The organism is Daejeonella lutea (assembly GCF_900168015.1).
Taxonomy (GTDB): domain Bacteria; phylum Bacteroidota; class Bacteroidia; order Sphingobacteriales; family Sphingobacteriaceae; genus Daejeonella; species Daejeonella lutea.
In genome coordinates this window covers 464,223-477,835 of sequence record NZ_FUYR01000001.1, presented here as the reverse complement: position 1 = coordinate 477,835, position 13,613 = coordinate 464,223, and the positions used below count along the sequence as shown (strand labels likewise).

Annotated in this window: 9 protein-coding genes; 3 read left to right on the top strand and 6 right to left on the bottom strand. The window is 40.7% G+C overall.

Annotation, left to right across the window (positions count from 1 at the left end; all coding sequences use genetic code 11):
- Positions 1-2,856: a TonB-dependent receptor gene (locus B5X60_RS02160; RefSeq protein ID WP_170878360.1), complete on the bottom strand. Its 2,856-nt coding sequence runs from the start codon at positions 2,854-2,856 to the stop codon at positions 1-3.
- 279 nt (positions 2,857-3,135) lie between these two features.
- Here B5X60_RS02160 and B5X60_RS02155 point away from each other — a divergent pair, with 279 nt between their 5' ends.
- Both B5X60_RS02155 and B5X60_RS02150 read left to right on the top strand, forming a co-directional pair.
- A complete protein-coding gene (locus tag B5X60_RS02155) occupies positions 3,136-4,389 on the top strand; it encodes a YaiO family outer membrane beta-barrel protein (protein ID WP_079700954.1) in 1,254 nt (417 codons plus the stop codon).
- 1 nt (position 4,390) lies between these two features.
- Positions 4,391-5,551, top strand: a complete 1,161-nt coding sequence (locus tag B5X60_RS02150; protein WP_079700952.1) for a hypothetical protein — start codon at positions 4,391-4,393, stop codon at positions 5,549-5,551.
- Here B5X60_RS02150 and B5X60_RS18210 read toward each other — a convergent pair.
- The 3 genes from B5X60_RS18210 to B5X60_RS02130 are packed head-to-tail and all read right to left on the bottom strand — an operon-like array spanning position 5,548 to position 10,699.
- On the bottom strand, positions 5,548-9,183 hold the full coding sequence (locus B5X60_RS18210; protein ID WP_170878357.1) for a sulfatase-like hydrolase/transferase: 3,636 nt from the start codon (positions 9,181-9,183) through the stop codon (positions 5,548-5,550). The genes B5X60_RS02150 and B5X60_RS18210 overlap by 4 nt on opposite strands.
- Positions 9,180-10,298: a HEAT repeat domain-containing protein gene (locus B5X60_RS02135; protein ID WP_079700951.1), complete on the bottom strand. Its 1,119-nt coding sequence runs from the start codon at positions 10,296-10,298 to the stop codon at positions 9,180-9,182. The genes B5X60_RS18210 and B5X60_RS02135 overlap by 4 nt, the downstream gene beginning before the upstream one ends.
- A gap of 26 nt (positions 10,299-10,324) precedes the next feature.
- Complete coding sequence (locus tag B5X60_RS02130) at positions 10,325-10,699, bottom strand: response regulator transcription factor (RefSeq protein ID WP_079700950.1); 375 nt, start codon at positions 10,697-10,699, stop codon at positions 10,325-10,327.
- 178 nt (positions 10,700-10,877) lie between these two features.
- On the opposite strand from B5X60_RS02130, the gene B5X60_RS02125 reads away from it, so the two are divergent.
- Positions 10,878-12,023 (top strand): sensor histidine kinase, encoded by a 1,146-nt coding sequence (locus tag B5X60_RS02125; protein ID WP_079700949.1) that lies wholly within the window; start codon positions 10,878-10,880, stop codon positions 12,021-12,023.
- 36 nt (positions 12,024-12,059) lie between these two features.
- On the opposite strand, the gene B5X60_RS02120 is transcribed toward B5X60_RS02125, so the two are convergent.
- Both B5X60_RS02120 and B5X60_RS02115 read right to left on the bottom strand, forming a co-directional pair.
- Entirely contained in the window at positions 12,060-12,470 is a 411-nt protein-coding gene (locus B5X60_RS02120; RefSeq protein WP_079700947.1) for a hypothetical protein, read from the bottom strand.
- A 72-nt stretch (positions 12,471-12,542) separates the two neighbouring features.
- The gene (locus B5X60_RS02115) at positions 12,543-13,229 is read right to left on the bottom strand and encodes a hypothetical protein (RefSeq protein ID WP_079700945.1); all 687 of its coding nucleotides are present in this window, start codon (positions 13,227-13,229) and stop codon (positions 12,543-12,545) included.
- Positions 13,230-13,613: the final 384 nt, after the last annotated feature.

The window sequence follows — 13,613 nt, the reverse complement described above, 5'->3', positions numbered from 1 at the left end:
TCAATTAATGTCCCTTCTCATTCCTCCACCATTCTGCTGGCCGCCCCCATTTTGCAGTCCACCACGATCAAATCCCGGGCGTTGACCACCTTCACCTCTTTCAAAATTACCACGATCACCTTCAGGACGTTCTGTACTGCGTTGAACACCACCGGCAAATTTGTTTATCCGAAGGTTCAGCGTTAACATGAAATAGCGGGTCAGGCGATTTGTCTGCGTGTCGGTGAAACCATTCTCAATCACAGCCCTGTTGATATTATTCGATTGATCAAAAATATCGAAGGCTTGAAGGCGCAATGTCGCCATGTTCTTTTTAAATTTCTTCTCGATATAGGAGTTAACAACAAGGGGATTAGTATTTAAATTCCCTACGTAACCAGTATTGAATGTCTTTCCTCCATTAAATCCAAAGATCAGTGATTTATCCTTCATGAATAAGAAGCGGCCATCCATGTTCAAACCATAGGTATTTATCTTCGTATCAGTATTTGTTGGCAAGGTATAATCCGTTACCGTTCTACCGTACATCAATTGAGGGCTCAATTCCATCCATTCGCCTGGATTTATCTGGAGACTTAATCGCTGACTTATATTTCTTCTGTTTGAATAGTTTTTAATATTGTCGGCTAATGATACACCTCTTGTAAATCGTGTATCCCCAGACAATCTAACAGTATATTGGCGGTCTGCAAAAGACTTGGACCAATTATATCCTCCATAATATGAGTAATAACCGTTCGTGTTCACATAGCGAACTTCCTGCTTGCGGCTACCGAAAACATCCGGAATTAAGACAATATTCTGTACGATTTGATTTGAAATTGCATTTCCCTGAATGTTGAACATAAGTGACGATCGCTTCTCGATATTAGAAAATCTAAGTTCTGCATCGACATTATGTGAAAACGAGCTATTAAGATCCGGATTACCAACTATTGGCCTTTGTGGATTAGACACGTCGCGTACAGGTTGCAATTGCGCGAACTGAGGCTCGGCAGCTGATCCAAAGTAATTCACCCGGATTGATTTCGTTCCACCAAAACGATATTGGTAACGGGCTATCGGAGCAAAGAACAAGTTTGAACGGCTGATTGACGTTCCTAAAGTCGCTGAACTACCCGACAACTGAGTCGGATTAGCTGTAAGCCCCAATGATAGTTCGCTATTTTTATCACGGTAATTATAGTTCATACCAATCCGTTGTGAAACAAATGAATAGTCGAAAATATTACTTAAAGAATCTATTGGCTGCGGAACACCTGCTGCATTTGCCAGGCTGGATATCCTGCTGTTATCGTATTTATTATAATTGATATCGTAGTTAAACTGCAATCGTCCAGTTTTACTGATTGGCTCATTGTAAACTAACCGGCTGGAGGTGCTAAAGGTCCTGTTCGCCGTAGAATTAAGCCTAAAATTAATGGAGTCTTTAAGTGTGTTTCCCGCAGGATCGTTATAAACAATATGATTATCGTTTTCCTGATCAGATTCAAGATTACTATTTCTGAAACTCAAGTTTAACGAATAATTTCTTCCGGCCTTAGGGAACAAATGATTGTACAACAAGTTAGCATTAACGTTCGGTGTAAAGGAGCTGTTGGTAGCAACTGTTGTTTGGTTTTGATTAATCACCCCAGTCTGTGAAACCGACCCTGTGCTTTCACTGGTTGTGTTCCTGAACGTTAAAAAGGGAGTAAATACCAATAAGTTCGACTTGTTGATATTGTATTCTAACCGACCATTAAAGCTGTGACTGGAAGTCACGTTGCTGGCATCGCTGAACTCATTGCTTAAAATGGTACCAAGTGTATTTGCATTGCTCCTAAAAACATTGCTAATTGTACTTCTGTCCTGGTTATTGAAATAATAGGACGAAGCAAGACGCAGCTTGTCGCCAAATTTATTATTATAGTTAAGTGCTACCGAACTTAAGTTGGTGATCCCTTGTCCGCCACCTCCGCCTTGAAAGCCGCCACCTCCGCCACGTTGTCCCATTCTACCGCCGAAGTTCTCGCCACCAATCTGGGTACCATTGTTATTCAAATTGGCATTGATCCCCAAAATACGCTCACCCTGCATTTGTTGGGCAAATAATCCCATCTGATATCTTTCGTCGGTACCCCCACCTACCGTTGAATTGACCATGTACCCACGATCGCGTCCCGGCCGGGTAGTTATATTAATTATGGTTTCCGGATCGCCTTCTTTAACACCTGTAAAATTAGCCTGGTCCCCGTAATCCTCTACTAATTGGATTTTATCTATCGCGTCAGCAGGAATATTCTTAGTAATGGTTTTCATATCTCCCCCAAAAACTTCCTTACCATTAACCTTGATCTTAGTAACTGGTTTACCAGCAGCAGTTACATTCCCATCTTTATCTACTTCTGCCCCATCCAGTCGTTTTATCGCATCTTCCACAACTGCATCTGGCTTTAGTTTGAGGTCAGAAACACGGTATTCGACAGTGTCTGTTTTAATTAAAACCGGTGGAGTTCCGTTAACTACTACTTCCTGAATTAATCTGCTGGTCGCCTTTAAGATTATTGTCGGTAAAACAATCGGAGTAGCTCCATCCGTATTCGTTGAGTTAACCGTTGTTGGTGCAAATCCAAGGCTCGATACAAGAACACTAAAGTTTGAATTTGAGACGGCACGAAAAGTGAAATTTCCATCCACATCCGACCGGGTCATTAACGTGTCACCGCTTCCAGATGGCACCAATCTAATGGTAGCGCTAAACACGCCAGTACCGGTACTATCCTGAACTACGCCACTAACATTTCGTGGGGTTTGTGCGTACAAGGAATTACCCAGCAAAAATATTGAAAGAAAGAGTATAAGTTTTTTGTTCATAGTCGTTTGAAGAATACCGTATTGATTACCGGGCATCTGAAACTATGACTTTAAAATGTGTATCAGGTTTAAATCTATGCTACTCGTGCTATGTTATTGTTACAAAGCATAGTGTAATTAATACACACAGAAATTAAACCCGGTAACACTGGGTGTAAATTTGTTGATTAATTTTACAAATCATGTGTATGTTTTTATCTTACACCCAATCACGGCTTCTGAAAATTGTAACTTTAAGCAACGGAGAGGCGCTTTACCAAAAATTAAACCATTAAGAAAATGAATAATTGTTTCAAAGTAGTGGCGGCAATGTTGATTGGTTTAATTTGTTTTTCGCTTGACCTATCAGCCCAAAACCAGCTCTCATCAGATGATCTTTTCCAAAATGCCCGAAAACTTGCATTTGACGACAAGAATTACCCTGACGCAATTGCACTCACAAAGCAGGCACTGACCATAAGCCCTGATTATGCTGATATCCGAATCTTTCTTGGCCGTTTATATACGTGGACTGATAAAGTGGATAGCGCAAGAATCGAATTCAAGAAAGTTCTGGATAAAAATCCAGGGCATGAAGACGCATCATTGGCCTATGGCTACCTGGAATACTGGAATAAAAGTCCTGAGACGGCTTTGAAAATTACTGAAGAAGGTTTAAAGTTTCACGAAAAATCACAGGATCTGCTTTTATTGAAAACGAAGATCCTGGATGATCTGAAACAATTCAAAGAGGCAAACCTAACATTAAATACCTTGTTAAAAATCAACCCAAAGCTGGGTGAAGCTCGCGCGCTTGCTGGAAAGATCGGTGACTTTGGGCAAAAAAATAAAATTGGGGTCGGGTATGATTACGTGAGTTTCGACAAGCAATTCGCCGACCCATGGCACTTAGGCAGCATTGATTATACAAGACAAACCGGCATAGGATCAGTCAGTTTCAGAGCGAATTTTGCAAATCGTTTCAAGACTAACGGTACACAATTTGAGATAGATGCTTATCCCCGAATCTCCAAAACATTTTACTCTTACATAAGCGGAGGATATTCGAAATCAAGTATTTTCCCAAGTTACAGAGCAGGATTTTCCCTGTACGCCAACCTCCCTTCGGCATTCGAAGCCGATGCTGGATTTAGAATGCTCGATTTTGGAACAAAAACATGGATTTATACCTTAGCCGTAGGGAAGTATTACAAAAGCTACTGGTTTAATCTCCGCACGTACCTTACGCCTTCTAATAACTCCCTTTCCCAATCTATATCGTTTACCACCCGATATTATTTCGGTGGGGCAGATGATTATTTAAGCTTTACAGCCGGTTCCGGACTTTCCCCTGATAACCAACGGAACAATATCCTCTATAATAATGGAAATACCTATAAGCTCAAGTCAACCAGCGGCTCCATTGGTTTCAGGAAGTCATTCAATGCCACGAATATCTTCTTTGCAAAAGCTTCTTTAGAAAATCAGGAATATCTTAAGGATACAAGGGGCAATCAAATTGAATTGGGACTGGGATTTGTAAAAAGGTTCTGATATGCTCAAGAAGTGGATCGCAGGCATATTTATACTAATCATATCGATTCCAGTGTTAATGTGGCTGGCCTGGCTTCTTACGCCTAAAACAAATCTTGTAGCAGCCATCATTGATAAAACTGTTTTAACTACCGCCGGACAGGAACACATATCCCTAAACTGGATCTTAAATCACGAGCGGCTTACAAAAACTCCGTCCAGGTCATATAAAATTGATCGCGACTATTATGGCTTCTTCCCTTTAAAAAATGAAAAATACCAGTTAAAAGGTCTCGAACGATTTTCATCAGCCCAATTGGCACAACTTAGTAATGATGCTGATCTGGTATATGTCACAGACACTTATGGGATATTTAATAATGAATGGTATACCGGAAAGAATGTCAGTGAGCGGTCCGGGAAATTATATGGTGGGTTAAGTAAACAGGACATGCAATTCCTCTTGTTAATGAAAGCCAGAAAGAAACTGATCATGGCAGAATTTAACACCATTGGTTCTCCAACAGACAGCACTTGTCGCGAGACATTCGAAAAGACCTTCGGCATCAAATGGAGCGGGTGGACTGCCCGCTTTTTTGACAAATTAGACACCGCAGCAAATAAGGAAATTCCAAGGTGGCTTATTAACGATTATAAAAAGATGCACAATAACCAATGGCCATTTAAAAATTCCGGAATTGCCTTTGTTAGCCTCAACGATCAGGTGATTATACTTGAGGATAAAAAGCACCTTATCAATCCCATGCCGCAAATATTCAGCAAAAAGTACGGACGTGAAGTCCTCAGTCTGCCTGCCGCAATGAAATATCCTTTTTGGTTCGATGTAATTAATACAGACCCGCAAGTGAACCAGACAGCTGCTGTGTTTAATTTAAATGTAAATCGAGAGGGTGCTGCAGAACTTGCTAAATGGGGTTTACCGTCTATATTTCCCGCAGTTACATACCACAAGGGCAGTGATTACTCTTTCTATTATTTCTCTGGTGACTTTTGCGACAATCCGGTCCCATTGACTGCCTCCTACTTTAAGGGTATAGGTGTTTTCAAGTCATTTTTCTATGATGAAAATGATCCTTCTGAACGTTCATCCTTTTTCTGGAAGTTCTACCGGCCAATGGTTACTAACATCCTGAAGGAATACTCGCGGACAAAAGTAAATTAGTTGGGTGACGTATACTTCCGGTAAATTGAATCGGGAATAATTTTTTTGCCGCCTGTAATAAGTGAATTACGCTTTTTGAATTGGTTAAACGCATTAATCAGCTGTTCTTTCATTTGAGGATCCTCAACCAAAACTTCGTTCATATCTGATGACAGCTTGAAAAGATCATTGCCGTTGAGATGGTATTCGCCCATAATATAATCAAGTATATCTGATTTATTTTGAATGAACGGTACAGCATGAATGTTTTGAAAACTTCTGGTGGTGTCTAGCCCCTGGCCAATCCAACTGCTCTGCTTTGGCAAGTTTATTTGGTGGTTAGCCTTCAAATACGCCAGAATGCTTGGTGCAAGATCGAAGTGTGTCGATACCGATGAAATTTTTGCGGTCCTTTTCAATAATGGAGAGAAAATGACCAGGGGAACATGGTAGCGATCAATCTTAGTTCTCATCGGTATTTCAGGCATACGGTGATCACCCGTAATAATAAATATTGTATTAGCATAATCAGGCCTGCTGGAATAATTTTTAATAAATCCACGAAGGGCATCGTCTGCATATATGATGCTTGCAAACTGATCACGGTAATTATTCCGGTACCTGCTCTTTTCAGCATCTGTCAATGAAAGACTCTGCAGCCTCTCTTCAAACATTTTCACATATTTTTCAGATTCATTAATAACAAATGGATTGTGAGTCGACACCGTTAGGATGACATCGAAATTAGGCTTAATTTCCAAGGGCACATTAGTTGCTAAATAGTGACGGAAGAGCTCCTTATCGTTATAACCCCAGGTAAATCCATTAACAGAAGGAAGTTTTGTATATGAGGAAGGAAAAGTATTTTGATCCAGAATTTTGTCGACCGAGTTCTTTCGCAGATACATATTCATATTATCAAACTCACTGATTCCTCCGTAGTGGAAAGAAGTTTGATATCCATTTGCCTTCAGCAGGTTCAATAGTGAAAGCTGATCTGGCATTTGTTCGCCCAATTCCAGGAATCCGTTTTTGGCAAATGGCAGCGAACCCAGCAAGGACGGTAAGACGGCAAAGGTACGCCCCCCCTGGCTCAGAAAATTCTCCCAATAGAGACTGTTCCCAGACAAGGAATCTAAGAATGGCGTAAAACTACCCAGGTATGCCCCTTCATTTGAATACGCCCGCCCCAGGCCCTCCATCAAGATGACTACAATATTTGGCGCTTTTGCCTGGGGCTCAAAAAACGGTGAAAGGACATCTTCAGCAGCTTCATCATGTAAGAATGGGAATTGCTGTTCGTCGACATAGGAAAACTGAATCGATCTACTGTCACCCTGGTAATCCCCAATATAGCTTTCAGCATAAATATCATTTTCGACAGTATTAGGTAACAAGTAAGAATAGGTGGCCTTAAAGAAATAATCAGATTTGTTGACGGCGAGATCACTTTCAAAGTTCGAAATAAATGCAGGCCTGTTAAATATTTCAGGATATCCCGCAATAGTGAACAGCACTGAAATACAAGTAATAAACAATGAAAAAATTTGGCCGGGCTTCCAGCGTCTTGAACCAAAATTCAATGCAATAGTGATTATAATTATCAGTATCAGCATCAGAATAACATTCACAAAATTTAAGTCTCCCGAAGCGCCAACCGTTTGAACAATATCGTTTCTGGAATAACTAAAAATATCAGCTCCGGCCAATGCGAGAGATGTATTGTAATAGATTGATAAACCCGCATGAACCACAAAAAAGCTTACAATAATTGCTTTCAATGCATGCCTGGCAAATCGGGTTGACAGCAGGTGAACCAGGATATAGATGATAAAAAATGGTACGAAAATCTTTAACCAAAACGCAAGATCTGACCATAAGCCCCAGCTTAATATCCTGGAATAATCCAATGGTAAGTCTTTACTTAAACCGATGGCAAAAATTTCTATAAGTCTAAAAGCAACAATAAATAACAGCGCAATAAACATAATCCCCGTAAAATATCTTAACGGTTCAAGAAAAAGCCATTTTTCACCCGTGCTTGGTGGATGAGTATTTTCCACGATTTCAGGTTCCATCTCTTCCTCCTTTCCGTCTACAGGTTGGGGTGGAGTCAACGTATCAGGTGTGTCAATATATGGGGTGAACACCGGCGGCTGATTCTCAGCAATTACAGTTTGTGCTGGTATTTCATCAACTGCAGATGGCGGAGCGTCAGCCACCGGCTGGGTCTGGCCTTGTGGTGAAAATCCTGTCCTGGTCATTTCTCCCCAGGAATTCTTTTTCCTGAGCAAATCGATATTGCCTTTAACCGCCGACCAAACGACAAATGGATGGAAAAGAATCGGTTCTACCACCGCAGTAAGCAGGAGGCTCAAAATATCTTTTCGCGACCTGTACTGATTGTATGACAAGACTTCCATCAAAATAGCAAAGATGGAATACAGTACACCGAATGTATAGATAAGGGCAAGAAGCGAAAAAAAGAAGCCCCAGTCCATATGCCCGGTTAACACGCAAAAAAGGAAGTATAAAAATCCACCAAATTCAACAAGCGGAGCAAGAAATTCAAAGAAGAACCAATAAGGGTAACTAAACATGCCCATAATCCCATACTTTGGGTTGAAGAACATAATTCGGTGAAATTTCAAAGTTTCGATTGTTCCGCGGGTCCATCGGTTGCGCTGCCGACCTAATATTTTATACGATTCGGGCGCCTCTGTCCAACATAGCGGGTCGGGGATGAACGCAACCTTGTAGGGCAAATTGCGCTCTTCCATATACCGGCGCATCCGTACAATAAGCTCCATATCCTCACCTACAGTCTTATGGTCATATCCGCCGCACTTTATAACGATCTCTTTATCAAATGCTCCAAATGCTCCCGAAATAAGCATCAGGCCATTCAAACGGGCCCATGCCATACGCCCCAGTAAAAAAGCCCTGATATACTCTAGCGTTTGAACTCTTGGAAGAAACTTATCAGGAAGATGTATCTTAATGAGCCTTCCGTTGGCGATCTCACAACCATTTGCAATTCTTACAACACCTCCTGTAGCGATTACCCGTTTCACCGGCGATTCGAGAAAAGGTTTGATGAGCTTTAAAAGAGCGTCCTGTTCAAGTATACAATCGACATCAATACAAACTACATAATCGTTTGAAGCAATATTAACCCCCACATTCAATGCATCAGCTTTTCCGCCGTTTACCTTATCCACTACTATCAGCTTACTGTAAATGAAATTACGGCTGCGGTAAACGCCCCTAACGGGTTTGGTAGCAATCTGTTGGTCAACGAAAAAATCAGCTTTATAAAGGTCATAGACCTTAATCAGCTTTTCCATAGAATTGTCCTTACTCCCATCATTTATAATAATCACTTCCATGTTATTATAGTGGATCGATAAGAGGGACCTTACGTTTTCAATGATATTTGCACCTTCATTGTATGCAGGTGCAAGCACGCTTATGCCGGGAGTTTGGGTAGAACCGGCGAGCAATCTGTAATTAGTAAAACTGTTCTTATGACGGTATTTCTTTACAACTCCGATCGAGTAAATACCAATAAAGATGTATCCTCCCAATAAAAAGAAAGAGTATGACAACAGTCCATAAGTGATGATATCCGATATGATCAAATCCCAACTCATTTCCGTTCCGTTTTAACCTGTCGAATAATTTCGTTGTATGGATATTGGTTCGAGCTAATCTGCAATTCCAGTTGCTCGACACCATTCTCTATAGCAACAATAGCTTTTGCAGCCGCAATTTTAAGCTGGTTGCTCTCTTCCAGGAATACATTCAGCAAAAATGGAAGGTTATTTTCAGAACGGAGGTCTTCCAGTACCCGTATAATTGCCAGCTGGTTTCTCTCAGTATCAAACTCATAAAATTTAAGAATGTCTGAAGCTGTGGTTTCTGTCTGTAATTGTTTAGCTGCAAGTATGGCATTATACCTTACTTCCGGATTAGCATGGTTCAGACAGCTTATAACATGATCATACAGTTCAAATCTGAAGTAATTCCGAGCGAGTTTTAACGCGAAAATTACGACTGTATCATTTGAAGATTTTAACCACTTTTCAATTCCGGTGAAATGTTCCGTCGGGAGCTGTGCGAGCTCTTCAAGGATTTTGATCTGTTGCCACTCGGTGATCGGAAATGAGGCGTCGTCCAGAAACCGCAGGCCATCGAAGCCACTAAACTTCAAGATTGCATTCTGAGCCTCAACCCTGACCAAGCCACTTTTGCTATTTGTAAAAGGCATTACGAGGTTTTTATGCTCAGCCATTTCCATAATCCCCAGGTATTGTATACCCGAAGCCTTCAAATACCATGAATTGCTCCTGACCATTTCTAAAGCGTCCTGGTCAAGTTCTAACTGCCTGAACAGATTTTTTAAGTTCACTGAGGCCGCACCGGTCATATTTTGCTTGGCGGCAATTAACTCTCTCATCATCAGCTGACGAAAATGAGGATCAGGAAGAATCTTTTTTACCCGTTCAGGTATTGGAAAAATATTGACCTCTAATACCTTTAAAAGCGATGTTGCAGATGATGCACTTTGGTCCTCTTCAAAAAAAATCGCATTCCGGATGAGCGTATCGGCAAGAAACTTCCACCGCTCCAACTTTGAGTCGCGTTTATTAACAATAAAAAGGTATGTCAGGATATAGAAACCAAGTGCAATTATGGAGATTGTGAAAATAATAGTGATGATGCCGAGGCCAGACAGCCCGGAAAAGGAATCCGAAAAGTTGTTCATCCCAATCTTAATCAAACCGGAAAATTCTAAGCAGTATTTTTCATTCCGGCTAAAAACCGATTTACCCTGACTGACAGCTCGTTCGGACTGAATGGTTTTGTAATATAATCATCAGCGCCCAAGCGAAAAGCTTCTAATATGACATTCTCCTGCCCCATTCCGGATAAAATGATAACCTTAATTTCGTTATTATATTTTTGCTTTAAAAACCCTACGATCTCCATCCCCGAGGAATAGGGCATCATGATATCGGTAATTACCAGGTCTGGCAACTTTGAATCAATTTGTTCCAACGCTTCCCGTCCGTCTCTTGCCATAAAAATAGTATGTCCGTCCTTTTTCAAACGAAACTCTAAAGTTCTCAGCATCAATTCGTCGTCTTCGGCTATCAAAATCTTCATTTCAGCTACTAAATAAGTTTCCGGTTATACGTAAAAAGATCAAGACGGTTGTAGATATATTAAAAGCTTTCGCTATAGAACAAATATAAGGCTTATTAAAGACCTATGCACATTATCGTCGAGTTTTTTAAATAGAAATTAGCGACGAAGTTTTATATTTACGGTATAAATAAACTTGATGAGTAACAGTCCTATTCCGGAAAACGAAGTTGAAAGGTTATTGAACCTTGCAAAATTAGACTTAGATTACACAGACCTGAAAAACGACTTTGAAGATATAGTCGCTGTTGCTTCAAAAGTGTCTGGAATGGATGTTTCCCTTATCAACCTGATTGATCCATATACGCAATGGACTGTTGCAAAGCATGGTTTGGATGTGGACTCAATGCCTAGAGAAGAATCTGTTTGCCAGTATACAATAATGGAAGACAGCAGCTTTGAAGTTGCAGACCTTTCGAAAGACGACCGATTTAAGGATCGATACTATGTCAGTGGCTCACCTAACCTTAAATATTATTTTGGTATTCCTCTTACCACCAAGCAGGGTGTAAATATTGGAGCACTTTGTGTACTCGACCCTGAACTCAAAACTATCAGCCCGGATAAAATTGAGATTCTGAAGCTTCTTGCCAGTGAGGTTGTTAACAAGTTAAAGCAATACCATGCTATGGCAGACCTCAAAAGCGAATTATCAACTGCCAACACCAGGCAGAAGAAAATAGCTCAGGATGTGAGGGATCCGCTGGCAGGGATTATCGGAATTACAGAAATACTCCTTGAACAGGAATGCGAGCCTAAAGAAAATACAATTGAGTATATTTCACTAATCAATGAAAGCAGCCAGCTGATCCTGAGCATAACGAACCATGTGCTGATCGACGAAACTGAAGAAGCTAATATTTCTCCAAATGAAGAGTTCAACATGAATATATTAAAAGGAAAATTGGAGAAGCTCTATGTTCCCCTGGCTGAAAACAAGAAAATTCAACTCGAATTCGAGAGTCAGGCTTACAAGAATTTATTTCCTATACCTAAGAGTAGTGTATTGCAAATTGCTGGCACCCTGATCTCTACCGCCATAAATCTCCTGCCTTCCGGTGAGACTCTGAAGGTTGTAACAGATGTTGACGTTCAACCCCTTCAAAATAAATTAAATATTGAAGTGACAGGAGGAACAACGCCAAGCAATAGTACAAGTAAAACTTTAATTAAACGAGTACTTGATCTTGCTCAAAACTTGGCTGAGAGATCCGGTGGAAAAGTCATGGTTTCAGGAGAATCCGAAGTGATAAAATACACGTTTAGCCTTCCCTATTCGGCATAAACCTTTTTACTGGTGAATTTCTGTAAAAGACCAGAATTATCTGACAGCCTTAATAAATATTAGTGCCCTTTCTTGTGAGCCGGCAATTTCTGCCTGGACCGACTTATCGGCATTTTGCCAAATATTATCTTTTACCTGGATCATACTCGACTTAATCGAATCTATCTCTTCTTTCAAAGCAGGCATAGGCGCGTCATGTTTGATGTAAGCGCATACTTTTGCACCTTTATAAAACGTGAAATAAAACGATAATTCGCGGTTTTTGTCGCCAAATACCAGCACATCAAATTCTTCATGTTCGATACTTCGCTGCTGGACGGATGCATAGTCCTTCACATTTTCCAGGATAAATTCTTCAGAAGTTCCGATAAATGCAGCGGTCTGCCCACTCACGCTTAGCGCTACAAATAATAAACTAAAAACAAACAGGTATCGAATTGCGGCCATAATTCTTTTCAATCCCCAAATGTAAGCCTTGGCAGTACAAAATTTCGTTAATTCGATTATATACCTGAAATATTACTGAGCAGGTTTGGCCTGTGCGTCGTAATACTTACGAAGTTCGGTTGATATCCTCCGTACCATTTCCTGACGTGCCAATATCAGGAGATAATCATTCTCCAGAGGCTCCATTTCAATTCCCCTTGTCATCACGCCGGGATCAAGAGCTCGCGGATCGCCTTGTACGTTGTCGACATAGGTGTGTACATAATTATAGTTGGGTACAAAGGTCCTTTGAAATTTCAAACCCGGTGTTCCCTTAACAGTAAGATTCGTAACAAACCTGGCATTTGACCGGCGTTGTACCTGAACAATATCCACGCTTGCGGTAACTGTCTGGTAAATAGGTTTACCGGCGGCATCAGTGCCAACAGGAACACTGCGGCTTACCCGCCTTCTCACCATCCTTTCGTCACGGGGCCAAAGGGTAAAGCTGCTGATATCTAAATTCAACACAACCTCCGGATTGTCTTCAGCACCGACAAGTGAGAAGTTCACCTCCTGAAACTGATCGAGATCCTGCACCAGCTGGAGCGCAAAATAATCTGTATTGACAAAATTAATTGTCGCATTGTTCTGAGCTTTTATATTGATCGCAATGGGCACTTCTCGTTTCGGCACCTTCGGCGTTCTCCCGGATTTCGAGGAGTTACAAGCCATTGAAGCGGTAACAATCAGAAGCAGAATATATTTCAGATTTTTCATTACAAAGTGATTCCTTGACGAGATATCTCACCAACTTAACTAACTAACAATGGTCCCGGTTAAATAGTTTGATTTTTACTATAAAGGCCATCAGAATTGATCGTTTGTTCGAAGGTTCAAACTGGTTATACCCAGTCATAACTATTAATTTTCATTTAATCTTTTAATCCTGTTGTATGTAATTAAATACACTAAGTCTCTTGAAACTACTTGCTGAGCTGAAATAGATCTTCAAGCTCAGCAAGGTTAAAAAATGCACCGTTAACAGAAGCTTTCAGAAATTGAATTTTTTCCGCGGTGGGAACTAACTCATTAAACCACTAAAAAATTAACCTATGACCATTAAATCGCCTTAGAATGGAAAAGTCTTCGGGTATCTGATTG

What these genes read in the sequence shown, in the direction of transcription:
- B5X60_RS02115 (WP_079700945.1), bottom strand. Translation starts at nt 13,229, where the DNA reads ATGAAAAATCTGAAATATATTCTGCTTCTGATTGTTACCGCTTCAATG.
- B5X60_RS02155 (WP_079700954.1), top strand. Translation starts at nt 3,136, where the DNA reads ATGAATAATTGTTTCAAAGTAGTGGCGGCAATGTTGATTGGTTTAATT.
- B5X60_RS02120 (WP_079700947.1), bottom strand. Translation starts at nt 12,470, where the DNA reads ATGGCCGCAATTCGATACCTGTTTGTTTTTAGTTTATTATTTGTAGCG.
- B5X60_RS18210 (WP_170878357.1), bottom strand. Translation starts at nt 9,183, where the DNA reads ATGAGTTGGGATTTGATCATATCGGATATCATCACTTATGGACTGTTG.
- B5X60_RS02150 (WP_079700952.1), top strand. Translation starts at nt 4,391, where the DNA reads ATGCTCAAGAAGTGGATCGCAGGCATATTTATACTAATCATATCGATT.
- B5X60_RS02160 (WP_170878360.1), bottom strand. Translation starts at nt 2,856, where the DNA reads ATGAACAAAAAACTTATACTCTTTCTTTCAATATTTTTGCTGGGTAAT.
- B5X60_RS02125 (WP_079700949.1), top strand. Translation starts at nt 10,878, where the DNA reads ATGAGTAACAGTCCTATTCCGGAAAACGAAGTTGAAAGGTTATTGAAC.
- B5X60_RS02135 (WP_079700951.1), bottom strand. Translation starts at nt 10,298, where the DNA reads ATGAACAACTTTTCGGATTCCTTTTCCGGGCTGTCTGGCCTCGGCATC.
- B5X60_RS02130 (WP_079700950.1), bottom strand. Translation starts at nt 10,699, where the DNA reads ATGAAGATTTTGATAGCCGAAGACGACGAATTGATGCTGAGAACTTTA.